Raw genomic sequence first — 23,492 nt, 5'->3', positions numbered from 1 at the left:
GTTCCAGGACCGGCCGAGGCAACCTCGGCGCTCGCCGCTTCTGGAGGGCTATGCCAACGGCAACACCCATTCCGCTATCGCCCGACGTCATCGAATACGTACGGGGTGTCTTTTTCGACGTGAACGAACGCGTAACGGCGAGGCTCGACCGCATGCCGACCGTGCATGAGGAGACCCTCGACTTCGCATTCGTAGACGCAGTCGCCGAAGCGCAGGGCCCTCATCTGTTGCCATCCGGTACCCTCGTCGATATTGATGTTCACTTTGTTGGCGGTGGCCGACATTGGGATCGGTGGGAAGTTGCCGATATCGGCTTCATCGTCACTTTCCGACTCGATAACACTCTCCTACGTACCAAGGTGGTGCTACTGCAGAGCAAGCGCCTCTATCCCAGGGAATCTGAATTTATCGAGGATGAAGGGATCACTCGCCCTGGCGGTTTCGGATCGCTGATGCGCCCTTCGTTCCCCGCCTCTCTGGGGTCACGTACGTTTCGGTTTGACGAGGCTTGCCGATACAAAGCCCTTCAGGTGGGCGACACCCAGTGGCAAGCGATTTCGCACTATGAAAAAGAGTACAATCTCCCCGTTCATTATCTGCTGTATCACCCTCACTCGATACCGACGCAAGCATCTATCCCGGTAGCTATCCCGCTGGAGCGTCCGATTGCTCCACCAGATGTGGGGGCGCGCGTACTCTCAGGAGAGGCCCTTCGGCTACTTACTCGTGAATTTTCACGGAATTATGCCCCTTCTTATGGGGAGCTGCGAGATGGGCACGGACAAGTGGGCTATCGTCTTCCCGAATTCGTGGTTGACAGAGTGCTATCTTGTCTCGATGGCTACGTAGTCGACGACGCAACGGACAATGAGGGACTGCGACGCGTCTTCAGTCAGCGAGGTGCCCCCATTGCTGCGGCGGTGCGCATGGACATCAACCTGCCCGGATAATCTCAGAACCATACGGTTCTGAGCCCCCGCTCGGATGTGGCCTACATGTCGGCGGCTGCCATGCCCAACTGCCAGGTCAGGCACGAGCGTTGGCTCACCGGACCGGTCTGGGACGCGATTCGGCCGTGCCCCACCCCAAGCACCAGCCCGCTTCCGCCCGCCGGACCGGACGGCGCGGGCAGCCCCCTATGGTGGCGCCCCAGCCACATCAGCAGCGCCTGACGCCCTTCAGTCACGTCCACTCCCCACCCGGCCATCAACTGCTCCACGCCCGCAAGCCATCGGGACCGGTCCGCCGCGTCCCGCCGCCCCGCCCGTTCGAAGTCCACCATGGCGTGCGCAAGTTCCGCGGCCTCCGGGTAGATCACCAGCGGGGCCGCCCGCATCTCCCGCGCGTCCAGCCCAGCCGTCCAGGCCCGCCGCACCCAGCACACGGTGTCCGGCATCCGCGTCCACCAGTACACCGCCACCTGGAAGGCATCGGCGAACAACTCCTCGCCGGCCGGCCCCCACCGTTCGGCCAGCTGCTGCCGCACCTGGTGCGCCGTCACCGTCTCGGGCAGCTCGGCCAGCTGCACGAAGTCCGGACCGCGGCCGCGGGAGTCGTCCGACCAGTAACCGTGTCGCACGCAGACCTGCCAGCTGTCCGGCGACATCAGCCACACCGTCTCACCGACACCCAGGGCATCAGCGCACAGCGGGCAGTACCGCACGAGGTGCCCCGCCACAGGCTCCCAGCGCCACCTCCACTGCGCCGCCTCTTCGCCTGGCAGCAGGTGCTCCGCGCCCAGGCTGGGCAGATCCTGCTGCAGAAGACCAGCCGCACGGTCAGCAAGGACAGCCAGATAGCGCAGCCCCGCCTCGTTCACATACATTTCGGTGGACTGCGGGTACTTCTCCACCCGCTCGGGGTACGCGGATGCCTCGCCCTGCCCGACGCGGTCGAGGAAAGCAGCCAGGCTCAGGCCGTTGGCGTGCGCGAGCCGGTTCACGAACGACCCCGTCGACTCACCCGCCACCGGCCCCACACGCAGCGGCAGCGGCCAGCGAGGCCCGTACAGACCGGGAACGTCCAGCACCGCTGCCCTTCCGCCGAAGCCGTCACCAAGAATCACCGTGACCGGCCCGCCAGCAGGCGGTCAAGAACACCGACACTCGTTCAGGTGAACCACGGCGAACGCCCAGCCACGGCCTCGCACACTCCTTCCACCCTGTGGACCAGGCGCCTGTGCACACCGTCACCCGGGGGAGGACCATGGCCACGACGACACGCATCCGCCCGGACACGACCGCCCCCGCCCCCGCGACCGCCTCGCGCCTGAAGACCCGCCTGCGCGGAGGCCAGCAAATCGCCGTCGACACCTCCGCGAGCAGCTTCATCGAGGGCTACCGCCGTGTCAGCGTCTACATGGCCACCGGCACCGGAAAGACCCTGGTGGCCCTGCACGTCGTCCAGGAAACCGCACCCGAAGGCGCCTCCCTGGTGGCAGTCCCCTCCCTGCGACTCCTTGAGCAGACCGCCGCGAAATGGCACAGCGAAGGACGTCCCGGCCGCTACCTCGGTGTCTGTTCCTCAAGCCACCCGGCAGACCCGTACCTGGCTGGCGTCCTCACCATGGTCAACACCGCCGACGACCTGGCCTGGCAGGCAGCCGACACCCCAGGACCGCTCAACGTGTTCTGCACCTACGACTCCCTGGACAAGGTCGTCGAAGCCCACCGCGACTTCCACCTGCCCCGCTGGGACGTCGTGGTCGCCGACGAAGCCCACCGCACCGCCGGTGACTACGACAAGCCCTGGGCCCGCATCCACCACGACGACAAGCTGCCCGCCCGCCACCGTCTCTACATGACCGCGACGCCCCGTGTCTTCGACGAGAAGAAAGCCCGCGAAAAGGGCATCAACGCGGACACCGTCATCGCCTCCATGGACGACGTGAGCATCTACGGGCCCGTCGTCTACCGCATCTCCCTGAGAGAGGCGATCGACGAGGGGCTCCTCGCCGACTACCGCATCGCCGGCGTCGTGATCAGAGACGAAGACCTGCGGGGCCTCCTCAACCGGCTCCCCGCACACACCTGGACCGGCGAAGCCTTGCGCGCCGCAGCCGCCCAAGTCGCCCTGCTGGTCGCCCAGCACCGCTACGACCTGCGCCGCACGCTGACCTTCCACCCCTGCATCGCCGCCGCGGACGTCTTCGCCGAAACACTCCACGAGACCGCGACCCTCATGCCCCCGGCCTACCACACGCCCATGCAGGTCGGCTCCGTCAGCTCCAGGCAGACCCCCTTCGAACGCCACAAGAACTACACCGACTTCGCCTCCGCGCCCCTCAACACCCCCGCCTCACAGCAGCCGCCCCGCCGGGCCGTCCTCACCAACTGCCGCTGCTGCGCCGAAGGCGTCGACATCCCCGCCATCGACTCCCTGCTCTTCGCCCACCCCAAGACCAGCAGCATCGACATCATCCAGTCCATCGGACGCGCACTGCGCCAGACCCCAGGCGACAACAAGATCTCCACCATCGTCATCCCCATCTACATGGCACCTGGCGAAACCCTCGAGGAAGCCGTCAAGAAAACCGCCTTCCACCTGATCTACCGGGTCCTCATCGACCTCGACGTCTACGACGAGCACACCTTCCACCTCGTCGACCACTTCCGGTACCCGGGCGACCCCACCGCCATCCCCCAGATCGCCCCGCGCCCGGAACGTGCCGACGAGATCATCCCGGTCCTCGACCTGAACGATGTCATGGCCCCCAACCGCGTATGGGAGGCCGCCTTCGAGGTCGCCACAGACTTCTACCTCCAAAACGGCCACCTCGACGTCCCCAGCCGCTGCCTCCACGACGGCCGCTTCTACCTCGGCTGGTGGATCGGCGCACAGCGCTCCATGCGCAAGAACGGCCTGCTCCTGCCCGAACGCATCGCAGCACTGGACACCCTCGGCATGATCTGGGAGCACCCCCCGCACAGCATCGAGCGCAAACTCCTCATCGCCCGCGACTACGTCGCCCGCCACGGACACCTCGCACCCCGGTGGGCCGAACACCACCAAGGCATGCACCTGGGCCGCTGGCTCGCCGACAGCCGAAAGGAAGCCAACAGCCGCCGCCTGCCCCACTGCTACCAGCGGGCCCTGAACGAGATCTACCCCTGGTGGAACGCCAAAGGCAGACCCGAATGGAAACGCACCTACGCCCGCGCCCACGCGGCCGCACGCGACAACACCCTGGTCTTCCCCGGACCGCACCAACTCACCGGCGCCGCCCCTGTGCTGACCCAATGGCTGGCCGAGCAGATCGACAACCTCGACAAGCTCGAGGACTACCAGCGCCACCTCATGGGCGACCTCCCCATCGAGCACCCCCTGGCCCTCCTGCTGCGCCGCCCGCGCGGCGCTTCCCAACGGGCCTTCGCCCGAGGATTGAAGGCCGCCTACGCCTACCGCTGCCGCCACCATCACCTGGACGTTCCCTACAACTACACCTGCGAAGACGGCTTCGCCTTGGGAAGGTGGCTCGCGGAGAAACGGCGATTTCCGCAGGCCCTCTCGCGAGAACAACTGGACGCCCTGGAAGCCCTCGACATGCGCTGGATCTCACGCCACCGGCACCGCACACCCTGAACCGCCGACCAACCGGCAGACCACGGGACCACGGCGCTCCGCCCCCGCATGAACAGCTGCATCGGATCCTCCCGGCAGCGCCCGCCGCCCGTCCAACAGACCCGCAACCCGAGCCCGGCTGACATCACCAGACGTACCGCAGCCCAAACCACGAAAGAACCGAACGACCTCAACCAGGAGTACGGCATCATGACGACACCGCCCCACTCGCCCGGCCGGCTGCCTGCCTTCAACATCGGCCTCACCCACGTCACACTCCCCACCTCACAGGTACAGGTCAACCGCCTGACAGAACTCATCAACGAAGTCACTCTGGGCACCGACGTGATCGTGATCGTGGTGAGCCCCGCCACCCACCTGGCCGACACCGACGTCGATCCAAGCCGCTTCATCTGGCCGACCTGGCAGGGAGACACCATCCCCGAGGCCCACCAGAAGTGGAAGGCCGTCTTTGCTACCCAGGACCGCACCTTCAGGGGCATCTACTACGAGGGCCCCACCCTTGAAGAGACGCAGACCTTCCGCGTCCCAGCCACCGTTCTGTCCGACGCGATGTGGAAGATGACCCAGAACGAGCAGCCCTGCGCGATCCTGTGCACCGGCCTCACCGGAGACCCCTCTGCAGCCGAAATCACGACCGCCCTAAAAGAAGGAAGGCTCCAAGCAGTCCTGGTAGAAGCCCTGTTCGCCTAACCCCAGACCAGCCCCACGACATCCCCTAACGTTGCACGGACACGACCCGCAACCACCGACCCGGCCCACTCCTCCCGCAACACCACTCAGCGAAGGACACCCGACACGATGGATCCCGCCGGCCACCGCTCCATCGCGCACTGAGGATCTTGTTTCATGCCCTCCGAGGAGCCCATCGCCGAGATCACCGCCGTCACCGCCTCCCGCACCCGCCCCGCCCGGCACGCACTACGCCCGGACCAGCAGCGGGCCGTCGACAGCGCGGCACGTCACCTCGCGCGCGCACACAGCCGCGGGCACATGGTGTCGGCCTGCGGCACAGGAAAAACACTCACCGCGCTACGGACCGCCGAGGCCCTCGACGCCCGACACCTGCTGATCGCCGTGCCGAGCCTAGACCTCATCTCGCAGTGGGCCCAGGCAGCCCGCAACGACGGACGCCCAGAGCCGATGATGGCCGTCTCGTCCCTGGCTGCGGCCAAGCACCCGGTCCTGGCCGGAGCAGGCGTCCACAGCACCAACTCCCCGGAGTTCCTGGCGACCTGGCTGGCCCGGCACGAGCACGCCACCGTCCTCGTCACCCTCGACTCCCTCCCGAAGATCGAGCAAACCCTGCACACCCGCGCTCCCGTCCCTATTTTCGACCTCGTGATCGTCGACGAAGCACACCGCACCGCGGGAAGCTGGGACAAGGATTGGACCGTCCTGCACGACCACACCCGCATCCGAGCCGACCGCCGCCTCTACCTGACCGCCACCCCCTACGAATGGGACCCACCGCGCCTGACGGAAGCACCCACCACCCGCCCTCAGCCCAAGCGCACCGCAGTCACCGCCCCCGCCTGGGACGCCCCCGCTCTCGTGGCCTCCATGGCCGACACCAAAACCTTCGGCCCACGCCTGCACACCTACTCGCACGCCGACGCCATCGACGACGGCGTCCTCGCCGACTACCAACTGGTCGTCCCCACCATCACCGACACCCACCTGCGCACCGTCCTCGCCACCCCCGACGTCCACTCCGGCTTCGGACCGGCCGCCCGCCGTACCACCGCACTGCACTTGGCGGTCCTCAAGGCGATGACCGAACACGACCTCCATCACGTGATCGTGTACTTCCAGCAGGTCGCCGACGCCACCGACTTCGCCCGCCAGTTCCCCCACACACTGCGCACCCTCACCGACGACCAGCGCCCCCCGTGGGCGGACGACCTGGTCGTCCAGTCGATCAACGGCACCCACAGGCCCGGCCAGCGCCACGACATCCTCACGGACTTCGCCGGCGCAGACCGCGCCGTCCTGACCAACGCCCAGGTCCTGGGGGAGGGCGTCGACCTGCCCGCCGTCGACGCCGTCGTCTTCGCCGACCGCACCGCCAGCGTCCGCCGCATCGTCCAGGCCCTCGGCCGCGCCCTGCGTAAACCCCCCACCCAGGCCACGAAGACCGCCAGCCTCGTCGTCCCCGCCTACATCCCCCGCGGCGCCGACCCCACCGACCTCCTGGGCACCCCCTACGAAGCTCTCTGGCTCGTCACCGCAGCCCTACGCCACCACGACCAGACCATCGCCGCCCGCGCTCCCCGCACCACCACCAAACGCCGCCTCGAACACAGCACCCGCACACTCCTGGCCCGCCGCTTCCGTTTCGACTTCACCCTTGACCCCGACAGCATCGCCCGGGCCATGGACCTGATCGCCTGGCCCGCCGACGCCGCTGCTCTCTCCGCCCCCCGCCGGGCGGGCCTGGCGGCCGCGACCCGCTTCCATGCCGAACACCGCCACCTGCGCGTGCCCGCCGACTATGAGGACGCCTACGGATACCGGCTCGGCGCCTTCGTCACCGGCCAGCGCACCGCCCGCAGGCAGGGTCTCCTCACCGACGACTGGGTCGCCGAACTCGATGCGCTCGACATGATCTGGGACGACCACGAAGCCGCCTGGCAGGGCAACCTCACCACCGTCACCGCCTTCCACGCCGAGCACGGCCACCTTGCCATTCCCGAACACCTGCCCGGAGGCCGCTTCCTCGTCGTCCAGCGCGCCCTCGCCCGCGAGAACCGCCTTGACCCGGGCCGCCTCGCTCGGCTCGCCGCCCTCGACCCCAACTGGACCCTCCCGCACGGCCCCGACTGGCACCGCAAATACCACCTCCTGCGACGCCACATCGAAGCCGGCTACAGCCCAGGCACGCTGCACCGCGGCACAGTGATCGACGACGTGAAGATGGGAAGCTGGCTGCACCGCCAGCTCTCCATCTGGGACCGCCTCGCCCCCGCCCAACGCGACCTCCTCACCCGCCTGCAGCTGACCCCCGCCACCCCCCTGCCGCCCGTGAAGCGGGCGAGCCCGCCCGCGGCGAAGCGGATCCGCCGTTCCTTCGAACAGAACGCGCAGATCCTGCGGCTCTTCGTCGAGCACTGGAACCGCCCGCCCGGCGCACGGGAATGGATCGACGTCGACGAAGAACGCATCATGATCGGACCGTGGCTGTGCAAAGCCCGCACCCGACGCAACGCCCACCAACTCACTCAGGAACAGGACGACTTGATGGCGCAGATCCTCCAGGCGGACTGGACCGCCCCCACAACCGAGTAACAGCGCCCGGCCCGAAGCCGACGACTACCCCGTTCGAGCACGAGCTTCCCGTGCAAGGCATGGAAGGAAGGCCGGGCTGAGGGGCAGCGCACAGGAACAGAACCACAAGCCGACACCTGCGGTCACTGACAGGCTCCGCGACCGCACGACGGACCGCCCGCCCGGCTCGTGACGGTCAACACGTCGAGACCCGCATGACGCCGAGCGAACGCGAGCCTCTGACCGCCGGCGAGGGCACAACGTCTTCGCCGACCGCACCCGGCGCCACCTGCCCGTTGCGGCACACCGCCCTACATACCCCACCTACGCCGACGGCGGAGCGGTGATCTGCATGTTCCTTCTGCCGAGCTGCCATCGGCCGGGCGCTGCCTGGTGGAAGGCGGGGAAGCGGTGCAACAGCCGCCGCAGCCCCTCCATCTGCCGACGGTGCGGTTCCTGCACCGAAGCCGGGAGCGCGGCGAGGATGTCGGTGCGTGTCATCGGCTCAGGCGAACGGGCGAGCAGACGCGCGACCCGCGACAACAGGTCATCCCCACCAGTGCCACGCCGCGCCTGGGCCCATTCACGCCCGTGCACCTCGTGCTGGACGAACGGCTCGCCCAGGATCTTGAAGGCCTCCGCTCCGAACCGGACGAGCTTTGCGCGGGTATCGCTGGAGAACCGGCTGCGGTTGCGGTACGCGTAGACGCCGGCGGCGGTGACCGCCGCTGCGGCGGCCACCGGGTGGGCCCGTGCGATCCGGACCGCTCCGGCCAGGCCGTATCCGGCTGCCACGATGGTGGCGGTGCTGCCCTCCATGCCCGCCTCCGCTCTGCCGATCCTCCCCAGCACACCTCGTACCGCTTCCCAGTTCGGGACGGCGACACCCTGGCGGATCAGGTCACGGTCAGATGCAAAGAGGACGACGGGGGCGAGTACGCCGGCAAGCTGGAGGATGCCGACGTCACTCAGGTCCTCGTGGGCGAGCTTGTCGGCGGCCGGCGTCATGGGCAGCCCGTTCACGCAGACGACGTGCAGCACAGGCACGTACTGCTGCCACCACAGCCGCTCTGCCCGGACGAGATCGAAGCTGCCGCCCTCACGCTTGCGGTCGGCCAGCACCCGGGGCACCTCCGCCCACACGTAGTGCGGGATGAACCCGCGCAGCGTCCCGTGCTGCATTCCGGCGAGGATCGAGGACGGCTGCCCCCGCTTCAGCGCCGCGGTGATGTCCTGGGTGAGCACCGAGGTGTCGAAGACTCCGGGCCGGAAGCCGCCGGGCAACGGCAGGGTATAGGCACTGCTATACATGACGGGAGCGTAGGCCCTTCACAGGGCCCTGGCTCACAGGTTTTCCGCGATGGCAGCACCCAACCGGGGCGCGATGTCAGTGGGGCAGGCCATCATCGGAGAATGCCCCAGAAGAAGCCCCTCCCGCCGACCTACCAAGACCGCCTCCTTGAGCAGCTCGGCGCGCTGGAGCGGGATTCTACGGTTACGGCGGGCTGAAGCTGATCCGCCGCTCGGACCTGCGGCAGATGGGCGAGGCCGTCGACGTGCTGGCCACGCTGCCGGCCGATGCGAGTTCACCGCCGACACCGCCCGGATCAACCAGTCCCCGTATCACGCCTGGAAGGCGGGTTTCCGCGAGTGCGCGATGCTCTCGCGCGGCAGCGGGTGCGGAATGGACGACGCCGAAGCGGCCGAGCGGATCGCCGTCTGGACCGGTGGCGAGGGTGAGTTCGCCCAGTTCGCCGCTTGGAGATACGCGGAGAATGTCGTAACTAGGAGGATTCCCCGGCTTTGGGGGAGGGGGGAATGCTTGATCGTTGATCTTGTGAAGTGGTTCGTGTTCTGCCTTCCGGGGTGAGCGTGTGCTGTTGGTGGGGCGGCGGCTGTCGCGTCCCAGCGCGGAGGGAACCTTGTGATCACGCGGTGGCAGGGGGGAAGCGGATAGGGGCTCTGGCGCGCGTGCAGCCACTGCACGCCCCCGGGAGCGAGGCAAGGTGGACGAAGTCGGCGTTGTCAGTGGTGCCTGGGACAGTGGGGGTATGCCCAGCGATGCGGAGCGAGTCTTCGAAGACGCGGTGAGGACCGGCCGCGAGAACGCCCATACCGTGGAAATGGCCCGGCGTCACTGTCTGAACATGACGTTCACCGAGTTCGGTGGCCGGGGGTGGGCTGAGGGAACCACCGGGTTGCCGATCAACATGCGGCAGGTGGGCTGTCTGGTGGCTCATGGCGGTGCCAGCGGGAATCTGGCCTGGATCGCCGGAGAGTTCTATGCGGAGCACTGCGTGGGGTGTGTTCATCGCCGTCCCACGGGGGATGTGCCGAATCTTGCCACGATGATGGAGGAGCAGAAGGAAGCCGCAGCCAGGGCCGAGGAGGCCGAGCGTGCTGAAACGGCACGCCGGCGCCGCGAGTGGGAGCAGCGTGTCGAGCACCGCCGTGGTGCGCAGACGTCCTCGGATACGGCGATGGCGAGTGCTCTCGACGATATCGGGGTCCTGGACCGGGAGCCTGGTGTCGAGCGGGACGGCGAGGCATTCGATGGTGCGCTGCGGCGGTTGACCGCGCTGGCGGAGCGGGCACCGGAGACCTTCAGCGTCGCGGTGATCGAGCTGGCCCTGGTGCTGGTGGCCGAGGTGCGCCTCTCGGCGTTGCTGACGCCGCTGCGTCATGTGGCCCGCGTCCGTGGCGAGTACGCCGCGGACGTCTTGGAGGCGGCTCTGAATGCCTTGAGGCGCGGCCCTGTTGAGGAGGCCGGCCGCTGTGTGACCGACCTGCTGACCCCCAACGACGCCGGTCGGCTCGACGAGGCAGTGATCCGGTCCCTGGTGTATCTGGCCGAGCCGCGGACCCGGCGTTTCGGGGTCTACGAAGGCGGAACCGGAGACGCGAGTGCTCTGCGCGCGGCGGCGGGAGCGGCCCCCAGGGCCGTGGCCGCGGTGCTCGCCGGCATGCTGCCCGCTCCCCGGCCGCCCGAGTCGCTTGTGCTGCCTGCCGGAGTGGGGCCGACACCCCGGACGCCAAGCGAGGCCGAGACCGATCGGCGCGCTGCCGCGGCCGCCGTGAGGGCTCTGGCGTTCACACACGCGGACGTGGCGGGCCAGCTGGTGCCGCCCATGCTGCTGAACCTGGGCGTCGACGACGGCCATCACGACGACCCCGCGCCGGTGGGCACCATCCAGCAGGCCCTGGCCGCACTGCTCGTCTTGGAGGTGGGCGATGTCCCTGCCCACCTCGAGCGGGCCGGCCGAGCCGCCGCGGACACCGTGCGCAGGCGCCTGTTCGGGGCCCTGGAACAAGCAGGCCGCCTCATCGACCCCGAGGACAGGTTCCGGACCGCCAGCGATCCCCAGCCCGATGAGAGCCGGCAGCGGGCCGTCTTCGAATACCTGCTCTCCACCTGCCTGACCCGTATCGGAGGCGACTGGGGCGACGACGTACGCGTCCCGGCCGCAATCCTGACCGAACAGCTGGCCCAAACCCACCCCGCCTGGGCCCAGCCGCACCTCACCGCTCTGCTGGGCACGGCCCTGACCGCCATCGACACCCTGGAGTCGGCGGACACCGCCCCCGCCCCGCTCCTGGCCACCCCCGAAACAGCTTCGCCGGAGCTGCGGTTCCTCGACCGGATGACCTACCGCCAGTCGCTCGCCTCCAGCATTGGCAGACTCCTCGACGCTCTCGAACACATCGCCGCCCTCGACGCGACGGCCGTGAGCAGCGCAGTCATCGACACCATCGCCGACGAACGCGACAGCCAGCGCCAGCAGGTCATCGTGGCCCAACTGCTGCCGCTGCTGGGAAAACTCGGCCGACGCCACGGCGACCACCCCGGCCTCCTGCGGCTGCTCCTCCCCCTGCTGTACACCTACGTCGTCGACTCCGACGTCGCCTCCCGGTCGGCCGCGCTGAGCGCCTGGGCGCAGATCGGCGCAGCCCACCGTCTGCCCTCCAGCCTGTCCGACCTCCTGCCGGCCCTGCTCGCCGATCCCTACCTCGGTGTCATCGACGGTGTTCTAGATACCGCCATGAGGCTGGAATGGAGCCCCCAGGACACCGCCGCGCTGCTGGCCTACGCCCTGTTTGTCTGCGAACACGTCGACGCCGACCGATTCCCGGACACCGTCAAGAAAGCCATGGCCGCCGCCTCCAGGCTCTCCCGGAGCAGCGAAACCCTCAGGGCCCGCACGGAACAGACGATTCTCGGGCGCGCCGCCGACCTGGACCGCTACCACCTGCGCGACGCCCTGAGCCGTGACTGGCTGCCCCAGACCGTCACCACCGTGGCCATGGCAACACTGCGCCTGCGCCAGGTACGCGACCCGGCGATCAACGACCGTTTCAACGCTCACGACAACCGGCAACTGTGCGCGCTGCTGGAGTGCGGGCCGGGCCTGGCCGGCCTGCCGGTTGCGGACCTGCGCGCGGCCGCCCTGGAACTCGGGCCGCACGGTGTGCCCGGCGCGGCCGAATACGCCGAAGTCGCCTGGCGGGCAGCCCGCCCCTCTGACGCCGCAGCCGTGATGAATACTGTCCTCGACCGGCTCCCGGACCAGCCCGCTTTCGCCGTCCACCGGGCGATGGCTTCGCTGGTCGCCGCTGCGGCCGCGTTCGACGCAGCCGCAGCGGCCCGGGGCGACACGGGTGCGGCCGCGCTTGCGCTGACGCACGCCGCTCAAGCCATCACAGGGGAGGGCCGCGCCCATGCTCTGGCGGAACAGGCCCGCATCCGTGTCACAGTCCGCAGCCTTCTCGCGGGCCGTGAACTGGTGCCGGTCGGCGGCCCGGACCAGTACGACGCAGACCAGCGCCGCAGCCGTTGCGGCGACGACCCGGCCGCGCTGCGCGCCCGCGCAACCCGGCTGCACACCGCGGCCAAGACGCTCACCGACCAGGCTCAGGAGGTGACGGCCACCGCTGCCTACGTGCGGTGCTTCGCCAAGCTCTGTGAGGTGGCCGCCTTCCTGATCAAGCTCGACGCGGCCGAACTCGACGCCGACACGACCGAGATGACCGCACTTGCCACCGCGGCCCGGCGGCGCGCAGCCGCCCTCACCGCCGAGCTTCAAGAGCGGTTCACGGACACTGACCCGCTGGCCGGAGAGCTGACGGCCGCCCTGGAACGGGTGCAGGCTCTCACCGGCGCCGACGGTGTCGCGGACCTCCTCGCCGACTGGGCCGCTCTGCCCCTGCCGCTGGTGATCGCCCACGGCCCGCGCCGCACACGCCGCGCCTCCCGCGCCACGGCCGCAGACAACGCCCAACCTGCCGGGCCCGCGGAGGACGAATCGACCGTCGCCGTCGCCCTGGCCAGCGTCGACGGACGCCTTATCACCGGCCCGCAGGTCCTGCGCCCCTCGACGGTCTATGAACTCCGCCTGGACGTACGCACCGGCCCCTGGCCGGAGTGGGCCGAGACTCTCGAGGCCGAACTCCTCAGCCATCTCACCCCCAGCGAGGCGGAAACGCCCTCCTACTTCTGGCCGCGCCCACCGCGCCCGGACGACCCGGTGACATTGAGCGCCACCGGCACGCTCATCCTCCGCTTCGGCCTCCCCGCCGGCAGCCCGGCCCCACCGTTCTCGGTCAATCTGCGCTGGCGCGGCAGCCGGGACGGCAAACCGGTCACCCAGAACCTCGACGTCGCCGGACACCGCCAGATCCGCTGCCGACCCTTCGACGCCTCACGCGACTTCCTGACCAACTTCCCCGTCTTCGACGAACGGCTGCTCGCCCTCTACGAACGTCTCCACCACGCCGGCTATGACGAAGACCAGCTCCAGGCCTTCTGCCGCCTGTTCACCGCCATCTGCCGCACCGGGCTCACCATGACGTGGAACAAGCAGTACAAACGCGGCAGCCACGTGACCGAACGCAAATTCCACGACGACCTCTACAAGGAACTGCTGGCAGAGCCGGAACTCGGCGGCCGCCTGGAGCGCGGCAGCCCCCTCGCGCTCGGCTACCTCGATGCCCGCCACGACGGCATCACCGCCGAACTGAAGGTGGAACGCAAAACCCCGGTCACCGAGCAGAGCGCCCCCAAGTACATGGGGCAGCCCACCCAGTACGCAGCCGCCGACGGCGCACGCCTGTCGATCCTGTGCATCCTGGACATGAGCCGCAAGACATCCCCCGTCGGCGTCCCGGAGAACTACCTCTTCACCCTCCAGCCGGCGCTCCACGGCCTGACCAACCCCGAGGCGCCGTCCCTCGTCGCGGCCATCGTCGTCAACGGCAACCTGCCGACCCCCAGCACCTGGTCGCGCCGCAGAACACCCACACAGCCCGACTCCTCGCCCTGAATACGCCCGGCACTGCCTTAGGAAAGTCGGGCGATCAGAAGGCCATCAGGGCGGCGGGTTTTACTGACGCTAGCGGCCTTCCTCTTCGGCCGGCGGGTCCACTGATGACTGCGCGGCCGCCGCCCAGTCCTCAGGGTGCGAGACCGGCAGCAGCCGAAACTGCTGTGCATGCGTGCTGTCGTACGGGGTGGCGGCCGCCTTCATCCGGGTGTGGTCGTTGATGAGCAGCATCTCGATCACGCGTGCGGCCGTTTGCAGGTCGTCCGCCGTCGTCCCGGCCTCGATGGCCGTGGGAGACAGGACGGTGCCGTTCGCGTCGCGGTCTACATAGAAACCACGCTGCTTGGCGAGGTTGGCCTCCCCGGCGGCGAGTTCGGCTTCCTCCTGCCGCCGTCTGTGTGCTTCCTCCCATACCTCATAGCCTGATCCCACCTCGGGTACGGCACTGTAGTCACCCCAGAACTCAGCGAGTTCGCTGCCGAAGACGACCGCCTCAAGGTACTTCTTCGTATGGCTTCGCCCGCGCTGAGTCAGCGCGTCGACCGTTCGAGAAGCTCCGTCGCCCTGGCTCCACGCGATCTGGAAGGCATCATAGATCCACAGCGCCTTGCCGAGTTCCTCCTGCGCCAAGACGGTGAGAGACCGAGCCCGCCCAAAAGAGCTGGCGGACAGCAGTGTGTGGGCGTCGGTGATCAGGCAGGAGGCGTTGTCCATCAACGCCTTCCAGAACTCCCGCGCCTGCTGTGGACTCATCTCGACCATGGTTCGCGTGTCCTGCCCTTCCGTGCCCAGTCGGCCCATGTCCAGGCCACGCCAGCCACCATGTCACTTTCGAAGCACCCAGGCCTGCCGGTAGCAGGCTACGGGCTGCAGTACACCGTGAAGCTCCCCTTGGTCAGGGCCCTGGCGTAAGAGCAGGCACCTGCCAGCAGATGCTGCTGCTCGGCGCTGCAGACGGCCGCCGACAGCCCGGGCTGGGCGATGACGGTGTTGATATGAGGCCGCAGTTGGGGAGCGCGTTCGCGCATCCGGTACAGCTCGTCGATGTTGCCGATCAGGTACGGGCTTTTGCCGGGGTTGCGGGCGGCCCACTTCACCGCCCGGCTGTAGAGGGTCCGCAGGAGCGCCTCGATGCCGTACTCGCGCCATTTCGCGCCGCGGGAGGCCTGGCCGCACACCTCGTACAGGTCGGCGACGCGGTGGCCGGGGAACGGTTCGCTGGAGTACTTGCAGTGCACGAGGGTGATGGTGATGTCCGTGCCGTCGGCCGTGATGCCGACGAGGTCGGCGATTTCGTTGGGGCCGTCGTCGTCGAGCAGGATGTCGAAGTTCTGTTGCTCGCTCAGATGGCGGTACATGTAGTGCTGCACGGTGTGCGGCAGCCGCTCGGCCTCCATGGACTCTGCCTGGATGTCCACGCCGTCCCACTCCAGTGGGGCCAGCAGGGACAGGTCGAAGGGCGGCAGGTCGGTGCGGGGTGCGTGCAGCCGGTCGTCCGGTGTGAGGATGCGGTCGCCGGCGAAGTACAGGTACGGCTTGTTCCGGTTGATCCAGTCGGCGGCGGGCAGTGCCGTGCGCTGGTAGTGGACCACAGCGTCGTCGCCGACGGGGGTGTAGACCAGGCCCTGGTCGGTGAAGCCGGCGCTGTAGGGGATCTCCCAGGAAGGGGAGACGAGGCAGAAGCGAATCGGCCCGTCGGGGGAGAAGTCGTCGACACGGAAACCGATGTCGGTGACCGGGTGGGACCGGCCGCTGTAGGCGAAGGGCGGGCCATCGCCGAGGCCGGCGCGCCACTGCCAGGGCCATTCCAGGCCGAGCAGCACGATCGGCGGGCGCTCGGTCTGCTCGACGGGGATGATGAAGCCGGCCAGCACGTGTTCGAGGTCCACGCCCGAGTCGAGGATCTTTGCGCCCTGCTCGTCGCACCACTGCATCCAGGCCAGCAGGCTCGGGGCGGTACGCGGGGACCAGAAACGGCCTGACAGGGCCGCGCAGATGGTGACTTTGGTGCCGTCGTCCAGTCCCGAGGCGATGATGTGGGTCTGGCTGCGGTTCCTGCGGGCGGCCGAGTCCAGGGCCTCGAAGACATCGCTGCCCACCAGCAGCGAGAAGCGGTTGAAGTGGTCACGGGAATCCAGCAGGCCGATGTTGGTGGCCACCACCCGCTCCAGACCCGCGAACACCCCGGAACGTGTCCATGCCCTTGACGGGCCGGCTGCCGTCGCCCAGCACTGCCTTTGCCAACTCCGTGTAGTCGCCCCTCTTGTGGGAGCCGTACACGTACAGCAGCCGCCGCTGACCGTCGAAGTACATGACGATCAGTTCGTAAAGAGTCTGCTCCAAAAACTGCGGTGCGCCCCAGTCGACCAGCGTGCGGTGCTCCACGACGAACCAGGCGACACGGTTGTCGGCGCCGGTGGCCACGCTCTGCCCCAGGACCCGGTCCTCGCCATAGCGGGCGATCGCGGCGTCCGGGTCCCAGACGCCGGACGGGGCACGGTGTAGCACGGCACTCATCTTCGGTTCCAGGACACTGACCGCGATGCCGTCCGGCACGTTGGCGAAGGAGGCATCGAACTCGCTGAGCTCTTCGCCGCGCTCCGTGCTCCGCTCCGTGATGTCGTGCAGCAGGACGTTCCAGTCCGCGTCCTCCTTCAGCAGGTCACGCAGCGGCGACAGCGCAGAGGCGGGATCGCGGGTCACGAACACCGAGGCGGTGCCGATCGGGGTGGACGTGGCCGATGCGCCGCGGGTGAAACGGCCGATGAACTGGATCATCGGGCTGAGACTCTTGCGGACGTCGTGCACCGCCGCGACCTTCAGCTCGGGCATGTCGAATCCCTCGCCGAGCATGTTCACACACACCACGATCCGGCACCCCCGCGAGCGCATGCCTGCCAGAACCTTACTGCGGGCGGCCGGCGCCAGCCCGTCGTACAACGCCACCGGATTCAGGTCGGGAGCCGCCTCCCGGTACAGTTCGCAGATTTCCCGCGCCCGCCTGACGGTGTTGGCCCGCGCCATCAGGAGATGGTCGTACCCGGCCGCGAGATCGTTGCGCAGCCGCTGCACCGCCAGTTCGGCGATCGTGCGGTCGTTGTTCTCCAGGCTCAGCACCGCCCGGTAGTCCACGGGCGTAAAGTATCCCTCCTTCTGGGCCTGGCGCAGCGGGTAGCGGAAGATGGTTCGTCCGGGGATCTTTCTGTCGTCCTCCCGGAACCGGGGTAGCGGTGAACAACAGCACCCTGCGGCCCTCGAACTGCCGGATCACACTCGTCCAGGTCGAGGCCGGGGCATGATGCGCTTCGTCGACGATCAGATGACTGAACTCCGACAGCAGCGCGTCGCGCGCCTCCGGCGTGCAGTGGTGCAACACATGCGGCGTGGTCACGACCACGTTGCAGGCCGCAGCGAACGCCTTCGCCTCGGCGGCCTCGGTGAACCGGCAGGTCACCCGCCCCACGCACGGCCTCAGTGCATCAGGGGAGACCACCTCCTGCCGCTGCAGGATGCCCAGCGACTCGAACTTCGCCGCGATCTGGTCACGCAACGCGATGCTGGGCACCAGCACGAGCAGCCGCTCAGGACGGCAGGCCACCAGCACGGCCAGCATGGTCTCCGCCTTGCCCGTGCCGGTCGGCATGACCACCAGGCCCGGTTCGGGAAGCGTTGAGTACCAGTACCCGATCACCGCGTGCAGGGCCCCGGCCTGAGGCGGCCTCAAACCCCCCTCGCGGACCGCGGTATGCAGCTCGACCGCGCCCGCGTACGACTCGGGCACCGCCTGTGGCGCCAGCAACTCCTGCGGGCCGCACCAGCTCACCGCCCCCTCACCGTCCACGGGCAGGCGCGCGCTCAGCACCGCCGCCCCCGCATCGCCGACCTCCCAGCGCCCGAAGGCGTTGTGCACGCAGCGGCCCTCACGGCTCTCGCTCGCTTGTAGCGGCCCGGCTGGCACCAGAAGCTGACGGGCCGTATTGCCCTCCCATTGCTGCGGAACCGCCCACAGCTGCGGCGTCTGCAACCCCACCATCGACCTGCTTCCTCGACAGCACCCCGCTCCGGTACACCGCCGCAGGCCGGGTGCCGGAGCGCGCGACGGCAGGGCCCTGTGAGCTGCGGGGGCCGTGGGGGAGGTGCCGAACGCATGCGCAGGAGCTGCCCCATGGTCCACATGTGACAACAGATATAAAGATCAAACGCGGAAAATGCTCAGAATTGGCTGTTGAGGCTGCCGAACTGTGCGCATCAAGACTCTCGAACGATCGCATGTGAGCGGAAACGCTCCCGGTAGCCTGCGCTCCACAGCGGTTCGTGTCCGTCCGTGGCCAGGCCCGCGCTGCTCAAGACGCTCCTGCGGAACACCTCATGTCCGACCAAGCACGCGGGCTTTTCGGCACTGCCGCCGGGGCCGGCCGGCAACGGAAGTCTGTCGCTGCTTCGCCGCCTCCAACGACGCACAACTCTACTCTGAGGCAGATGCAAAACGCATCAGCCGCGGTACTGGTGGGGCTGCTGGGCCGCTACGGCGTACCGATAGACAGATTCTACGGGCGACTGATGGACACGGTCACCTGGCAGGACGGCAAGTGGGTGCACAGCAACCGTAACTGCCATGCTCCGGGCGGTGCCAGCCCCGGGGAATCGCAGCCAGAGGCGCAGGCGCATCAGCCCCTTCCCCCGGGGCCTGCGCCCGATCCGTCAGATGCTCCACTCGCCCCAATACTCCGCGCCCGACTCACCCGGCTGCTGTTCCGGCAGCACCGGCCCCTCGCCGAAAACCCCCATACCGATCAGAGTCCGCAGCGGTCGGGGGTATGCGTAGAGCGCGAACCGGGCACAACACCAGCGCCAGGCACGGTGCCTTGGGACGGCAGGCAGCACTTGAGGCGACTGCTGCCTGCACACGTCACAGCGACACGGACCAAGACGCACCCGGTCCCGATCGCCGCGGAGCACGCCGGACTCCGAGCACGCCCCCGGCGCCGGCCGAAAGAACAGCCGTGAAGTCCATCGTCGCCCGGCTGGGCAACGGCTCGCGGCGGGAACCGATCCTCAGGAAGCCCGGCCGCGGTGATGGACGGTGGGGTCCGTTTTCCAGCCTGCTGTCGGTGCCGGCTCCTACGCTGCTGTAAGGAGCAGCATCCGGGGAGGCGGGGCGCAATGACGGACGAGACAGCGGCCATGCAAAGCCTGTGGCCCCAGTTGCTAGACGCGGTCAAGAAACGGCGGCGATTTACCTGGATCCTGCTGAGCCAGAACGCGACGGTGTTCGCCTACGACGGCACCACACTGACCCTGAGCATGGCCAACCAGGGGGTCTACGACAACTTCGTGTCCACGGATGCCCCCGCGGTCCTCGACGAGGCGCTCGCACACGTCCTCGACGCCCGTCCTGCCGTCGAACTGCTCGTGGACGGCAAGCCGCCGTCCGCTCCTGACCGCTTAGCGCCTGACGGCCAGACGGCACAGGTCCAGGTGTCTGTCGCTGTCACGGCCGCCGACCCCGCTCCCCAGAAGCCCGGCCCGACGGCGGACACCGCGCACCTCGTTGTGGCCCAGACCGCGTTCTTGATGCTTGAGCAGGGCAACAGCCAGGCCGCCGCGCTGCTGACAGACGTCGAAGACGTGGAACTGGTCCCGGGCAACCGGTTCGGAGACTGGGAGGACGCCGTCCTCATCGTGCCGCCCTACCTCGTTCCCCGGTTCACCAGCGAGGTCATCGCGGCGATCCAGCCGGTCTTCGACCATGTGGCCGGACGGCACGGCCTGGAGATCGGTGCTGTTACTGCCGCACCCGCGCTGCCCGACATCGGTGACGACTGGCGGCAGACCCTGCAGCAACGACTGGCCAAGGGAACAGCGTCCAACCAGGCATCCAGGACGCGCGCCAGGGAAGCCGTCCCCACCTTCAGCACCGACGGCTTCGTCTTCGACTCCCGGGAAGAAGTACTTGTCTACGAGGCACTGAAGAGGGCCCAGGCCAAGCTGCCACAGGATTCCACGATCTCCATCTTCCCCCTGCCGATGGGCCGCGTCGGCGTCGGCAACTCCTGGACACCGGACTTCCTCATCACCGCGGCCGGACGGGTAGGGATCATCGAGGTTGATGGCCCGCACCACCGTAAGCGTTTCGGCGCGGACACTACACGCGACCGGCACTGGCGCAACAGCGGGATCGTCCACATCGAACGCATCCTGGTCGAGGAGACCAGTGCCGACGTTGAGCTGGACGCTCTGGTCCGACACTTCCTCACCCGGCTACGGGAATACCGATGACTGGTCTGGAGGCCGCTCGCTCACGTCGAGCCGTCTCAGGGCCCACCGATCTCACCGCCGTTCAGCCGCCGCCCGTCGGCTCTGTCACCGTGGCCTCAGAGCGAGAAGGGAGCCGGGGCGAAGCGGTTTCTGCTCGTGGAGCAGACGCATACTCCCCACAGCTCCCCGGGGCCAGAACCTGAGGATGAGAGATCCGGCGATCTGCAAGCCTTTAGGCTTCCTTCCGCAGACGAGAACATGCCGGGCTGGGGGGAACGTGGCAAAGACCGCGCAGCTGTCGTCGTTGAGCGAGCAGCTGGTTGGCATCGGTTTCGAGCGACTTGCCCAGAGGACGCCGACCGTGCTGAGCAGTTCTGTATTCGCGGGGGAGTTGCCCTTCGGCGCGCCGAAGGGCTGGAAGAGCGTGCGCGAGCCGTCATGGGAACAACTGGCCACGCGCTCCGAAGAGATCCTTGCCGAGGGGCCGCTGCTTCTGGTGCCGACGTGGGAGCGCGAGGCGACACCGGACAAGCGCCGTCCAGCGCGTCCCTCCGACTACTTTGCCGAGGTTCTGGCCGCGTGCGTTCCGCCGTCATCTGACGCCGTGATGGCAGTGCTGCTGCCGGCGCAGGCGTGGGAGTCCGATCAGCCCTGGTACGCCGAGATGCGAACGAAGGTGGCCGAGCGCTGGGACACCCAGCTCGTCGTCTACAGCCCGGGCGCGCTGACCCAGCTTCACTGGAGCGCGACATCGGTCCTCGTCTTCCTGCGGGCCCGGGCACAGACCAGACCGGTGCTCAAGGTCTTCCAGGTCCCGCGCCGCTCCGATGACGCAGACGTCGTCAAGGACTTCGAGCGACTGCTGGCCCGTCAGGGCGGCAGGACAGAACACGGCTACGTGCTACGGGAACCGCCCGGCCCGCACCAGGGCCTGTACTTTGACCGCTTTGACCCACACGTTCTTCAACGCCGCGAGGACCTGGCCGGCTTCGGCGCGGTCAACGCGCTCGGTGATCTCTTCACTTTCCACCGCACCGCTTTGAGCGAGGCGGCCCTGAAGAGACACAACCAGCTGACGTCACCGAAGGACCCCAGCGCTGTACGCATGGTCAAGCCGCGTGACATCGGCCGAGACGGCACCATCGCCCCGCCGTCGGAGGAGACCCTGTGGGCGAGCATTCCCCCAGAACTGCAACTCGCCGCCGGGGACCTCGTGATCCGCCGCATGGTCGCCCCGGTCACGGTCCCCCCGTACGGCTTCTTCACCGCCGAAGTCACCGACGAACACCTCCCTGCCGCCGCATCCGACCACGTGGTGGTCCTACGGCCCATCAAGCCGCTCTCCAGGCCGCAGACCCGCCTGATCACCATGTTCCTGCGCACCCCGCTCGCTCTGACGCTGGCCGGGCCACGACTGGCCATCACCAGCATGGAAACGCTGTTCAAGCTGCCTGTTCCGCAGCCCGATGAGGCGCTGACCAAAGCCCTTGACGAACTGACGTCCGCCAAGCAGCAGTTCAAACGGTGGGAGCAAGAAGCCGACTCCGTGATCGAGTCCGTCTTCCTGGAAAAGACCGCGGCCCTGGCACGCGTCCGCGTCATCGACTCCGGCCGCGCCCTGCGGCTACGCGTCGAAGCAGCCTCACTGCTCGACGACCTCGGCCACAGCGTCCGCACCCGCTTCCCCTACCCGATCGCCTACTGCTGGCGCGAGACCGAAGCCCGGATCAGCGCCGGTGACGACCACGCCGCCTACGCCGCGATCCTGGACACCGCCGAGGAACTCCTCTGCTACGTCGCCCAACTCGTCCTCGCCCTCACCCACGCCCGGCAGATCACGCTCGGGGCGGTGACGGCGATCCGGGACAAGCTCGCCGGCGGACGCAGCGGCCCGGGTTTCGGCGACTGGGCCAACGTACTCAACGAAGCCGCGGCCAGCCGGCAGCTCAACAACCTCCCCGAAGCCCACCCCCTCAACGACATCCGGACCCTGCTGGCGCACCAGGACGCCGAGAAAGCCCGCCAAGCCCTCAGCGAGCGCCGCAACAACCAGGCCCACCTGCGGCGCGTCGACCCGATCGACCTGCCCCACGCCATCGACGTCGCGTTCGCCGACCTGACCCTCCTGGTCGAACGGGCCAGATTCCTCGCTGACCTGGCCCTGCTGGAAATCACCAACGTCCGTTGGGACGCTTTTGCCCGCACGGCGCACGTGGAATACCGGGAACTGGCCGGAGACCACCCCGTCGTCCCCACCCGCACCACGACCTACCCCAGCAACGACCTGGAGACGAACAGCCTCTACCTCCGCGACACCGACGGCGCACTGCACCTGCTGCGCCCGTTCCTGATCGGCCGAGACTGCCCAACCTGCCGCACCTGGTCCACTTTCCACGCCGACCGCGCCCCCAAGGACGCCGTGATCTTCAAGAGCCTCGAACACGGCCACACGCTCAACGACACGTCTCCCGACACCCGCCGCCTGCTGGGGCAGATCGGCCTGACGTGAAGTGCTGTGCATCACGAACGCCCTAGTGAGAATGCCCCAAGGCGGACAGCAGGCCAGCGGGCTCGTCCCGACGCTCGGTCAAGTGCCGCTGCAGAGCGGCAAGCTGAGCCACCGTGGACAGTTGCCGTACTTGTCCGACAGGCGCAACCAGCCCGGCCCCTCAGAGCATCAACGGATCGTTTGTCCGGAGACTGGCGTACCCATCGTGATCGCTTCGCGGCATCGAGAGCAGGATGACGAGTTCTCATAAACTCGAATAGTTTTTTGCTTCCTAATGAAGCCATCCGAGGACCCGTCACCTCTTTCAAGCGCCGGGATCCCCCTGACCCGTAGCCAGCCAGAAGGTGTCCCGCGGAGCGGGGCATCTGAGCTGAAGAGAATCAACGAGACAAGGTGCGAGAGGAACCCGATCGCGGAGCGATCGGGTTCCTCTCGCACCGACCTATCACTGCGCTCCACGGAGTGGAGTGCCCGGCCCACGGAGTGGGCCGGGCAGCTGCGGAGCAGCTGCCTCCCGCTGCGTAGCAGCGGCGCGTCGTGTCTGCGGAGCAGACCGCGCG

Annotated in this window: 14 protein-coding genes; 8 read left to right on the top strand and 6 right to left on the bottom strand. The window is 68.2% G+C overall.

Translation table 11 applies throughout. The features are described from left to right. The first annotated feature begins 119 nt into the window (after nucleotides 1-119). Nucleotides 120-950 (top strand): hypothetical protein, encoded by an 831-nt coding sequence (locus tag ACH4EB_RS33425; RefSeq protein ID WP_398352002.1) that lies wholly within the window; start codon nucleotides 120-122, stop codon nucleotides 948-950. A 41-nt stretch (nucleotides 951-991) separates the two neighbouring features. Here the strand turns inward: ACH4EB_RS33425 and ACH4EB_RS33420 are convergent, their stop codons facing one another. Continuing rightward, entirely contained in the window at nucleotides 992-2,029 is a 1,038-nt protein-coding gene (locus ACH4EB_RS33420; protein WP_398352001.1) for a TniQ family protein, read from the bottom strand. 176 nt (nucleotides 2,030-2,205) lie between these two features. On the opposite strand from ACH4EB_RS33420, the gene ACH4EB_RS33415 reads away from it, so the two are divergent. The 3 genes from ACH4EB_RS33415 to ACH4EB_RS33405 all read left to right on the top strand — a co-directional run bounded on the left by ACH4EB_RS33415 (nucleotide 2,206) and on the right by ACH4EB_RS33405 (nucleotide 7,869). Beyond that, nucleotides 2,206-4,581 carry a Helicase associated domain protein gene (locus tag ACH4EB_RS33415; RefSeq protein WP_398352000.1) on the top strand — a complete coding sequence of 792 codons (2,376 nt, stop codon included), beginning with the start codon at nucleotides 2,206-2,208 and terminating at the stop codon, nucleotides 4,579-4,581. Nucleotides 4,582-4,629: 48 nt separating this feature from the next. Further along, nucleotides 4,630-5,274 carry a hypothetical protein gene (locus ACH4EB_RS33410; protein ID WP_388841730.1) on the top strand — a complete coding sequence of 215 codons (645 nt, stop codon included), beginning with the start codon at nucleotides 4,630-4,632 and terminating at the stop codon, nucleotides 5,272-5,274. A gap of 156 nt (nucleotides 5,275-5,430) precedes the next feature. Then, nucleotides 5,431-7,869, top strand: coding sequence for a Helicase associated domain protein (locus ACH4EB_RS33405; RefSeq protein WP_398351999.1), 2,439 nt, complete (start codon nucleotides 5,431-5,433; stop codon nucleotides 7,867-7,869). A gap of 303 nt (nucleotides 7,870-8,172) precedes the next feature. On the opposite strand, the gene ACH4EB_RS33400 is transcribed toward ACH4EB_RS33405, so the two are convergent. Then, nucleotides 8,173-9,159 (bottom strand): PIN domain-containing protein, encoded by a 987-nt coding sequence (locus ACH4EB_RS33400; protein ID WP_398351998.1) that lies wholly within the window; start codon nucleotides 9,157-9,159, stop codon nucleotides 8,173-8,175. A 373-nt stretch (nucleotides 9,160-9,532) separates the two neighbouring features. Here ACH4EB_RS33400 and ACH4EB_RS33395 point away from each other — a divergent pair, with 373 nt between their 5' ends. Together ACH4EB_RS33395 and ACH4EB_RS33390 are read left to right on the top strand one after the other, a co-directional pair. After that, entirely contained in the window at nucleotides 9,533-9,718 is a 186-nt protein-coding gene (locus ACH4EB_RS33395; RefSeq protein WP_388841739.1) for a hypothetical protein, read from the top strand. A 181-nt stretch (nucleotides 9,719-9,899) separates the two neighbouring features. Further along, entirely contained in the window at nucleotides 9,900-14,165 is a 4,266-nt protein-coding gene (locus tag ACH4EB_RS33390) for a hypothetical protein (protein WP_398351997.1), read from the top strand. A gap of 69 nt (nucleotides 14,166-14,234) precedes the next feature. On the opposite strand, the gene ACH4EB_RS33385 is transcribed toward ACH4EB_RS33390, so the two are convergent. From ACH4EB_RS33385 to ACH4EB_RS33370, 4 genes are all read right to left on the bottom strand, one after another. Next, nucleotides 14,235-14,927, bottom strand: coding sequence for an AbiV family abortive infection protein (locus ACH4EB_RS33385; RefSeq protein WP_398351996.1), 693 nt, complete (start codon nucleotides 14,925-14,927; stop codon nucleotides 14,235-14,237). A 98-nt stretch (nucleotides 14,928-15,025) separates the two neighbouring features. After that, nucleotides 15,026-16,348, bottom strand: coding sequence for a hypothetical protein (locus ACH4EB_RS33380; RefSeq protein ID WP_398351995.1), 1,323 nt, complete (start codon nucleotides 16,346-16,348; stop codon nucleotides 15,026-15,028). Next, complete coding sequence (locus tag ACH4EB_RS33375; protein WP_398351994.1) at nucleotides 16,290-17,189, bottom strand: DEAD/DEAH box helicase; 900 nt, start codon at nucleotides 17,187-17,189, stop codon at nucleotides 16,290-16,292. The genes ACH4EB_RS33380 and ACH4EB_RS33375 overlap by 59 nt, the downstream gene beginning before the upstream one ends. Further along, complete coding sequence (locus ACH4EB_RS33370; protein ID WP_398351993.1) at nucleotides 17,071-18,198, bottom strand: DEAD/DEAH box helicase family protein; 1,128 nt, start codon at nucleotides 18,196-18,198, stop codon at nucleotides 17,071-17,073. Before ACH4EB_RS33370 ends, ACH4EB_RS33375 begins: the two co-directional genes overlap by 119 nt. A 1,130-nt stretch (nucleotides 18,199-19,328) precedes the next feature. Between ACH4EB_RS33370 and ACH4EB_RS33365 the strand changes: the two genes are divergently transcribed. Both ACH4EB_RS33365 and ACH4EB_RS33360 read left to right on the top strand, forming a co-directional pair. Then, nucleotides 19,329-20,444 carry a hypothetical protein gene (locus tag ACH4EB_RS33365; protein WP_351879705.1) on the top strand — a complete coding sequence of 372 codons (1,116 nt, stop codon included), beginning with the start codon at nucleotides 19,329-19,331 and terminating at the stop codon, nucleotides 20,442-20,444. Nucleotides 20,445-20,784: 340 nt separating this feature from the next. Beyond that, nucleotides 20,785-22,932, top strand: coding sequence for a hypothetical protein (locus ACH4EB_RS33360; RefSeq protein ID WP_398351992.1), 2,148 nt, complete (start codon nucleotides 20,785-20,787; stop codon nucleotides 22,930-22,932). The last annotated feature ends 560 nt before the right edge of the window (nucleotides 22,933-23,492 follow it).

The organism is Streptomyces sp. NPDC018045, assembly GCF_044327445.1.
GTDB lineage: Bacteria > Actinomycetota > Actinomycetes > Streptomycetales > Streptomycetaceae > Streptomyces.
Note: the sequence above shows the minus strand (reverse complement) of the source record. Positions and strands in the feature narration are given on the sequence as shown.

What these genes read in the sequence shown, in the direction of transcription:
- ACH4EB_RS33405 (WP_398351999.1), top strand. Translation starts at nt 5,431, where the DNA reads ATGCCCTCCGAGGAGCCCATCGCCGAGATCACCGCCGTCACCGCCTCC.
- ACH4EB_RS33385 (WP_398351996.1), bottom strand. Translation starts at nt 14,927, where the DNA reads ATGGTCGAGATGAGTCCACAGCAGGCGCGGGAGTTCTGGAAGGCGTTG.
- ACH4EB_RS33375 (WP_398351994.1), bottom strand. Translation starts at nt 17,189, where the DNA reads ATGGCGCGGGCCAACACCGTCAGGCGGGCGCGGGAAATCTGCGAACTG.
- ACH4EB_RS33395 (WP_388841739.1), top strand. Translation starts at nt 9,533, where the DNA reads ATGGACGACGCCGAAGCGGCCGAGCGGATCGCCGTCTGGACCGGTGGC.
- ACH4EB_RS33370 (WP_398351993.1), bottom strand. Translation starts at nt 18,198, where the DNA reads ATGGTGGGGTTGCAGACGCCGCAGCTGTGGGCGGTTCCGCAGCAATGG.
- ACH4EB_RS33415 (WP_398352000.1), top strand. Translation starts at nt 2,206, where the DNA reads ATGGCCACGACGACACGCATCCGCCCGGACACGACCGCCCCCGCCCCC.
- ACH4EB_RS33390 (WP_398351997.1), top strand. Translation starts at nt 9,900, where the DNA reads ATGCCCAGCGATGCGGAGCGAGTCTTCGAAGACGCGGTGAGGACCGGC.
- ACH4EB_RS33400 (WP_398351998.1), bottom strand. Translation starts at nt 9,159, where the DNA reads ATGTATAGCAGTGCCTATACCCTGCCGTTGCCCGGCGGCTTCCGGCCC.
- ACH4EB_RS33365 (WP_351879705.1), top strand. Translation starts at nt 19,329, where the DNA reads ATGACGGACGAGACAGCGGCCATGCAAAGCCTGTGGCCCCAGTTGCTA.
- ACH4EB_RS33410 (WP_388841730.1), top strand. Translation starts at nt 4,630, where the DNA reads ATGAACAGCTGCATCGGATCCTCCCGGCAGCGCCCGCCGCCCGTCCAA.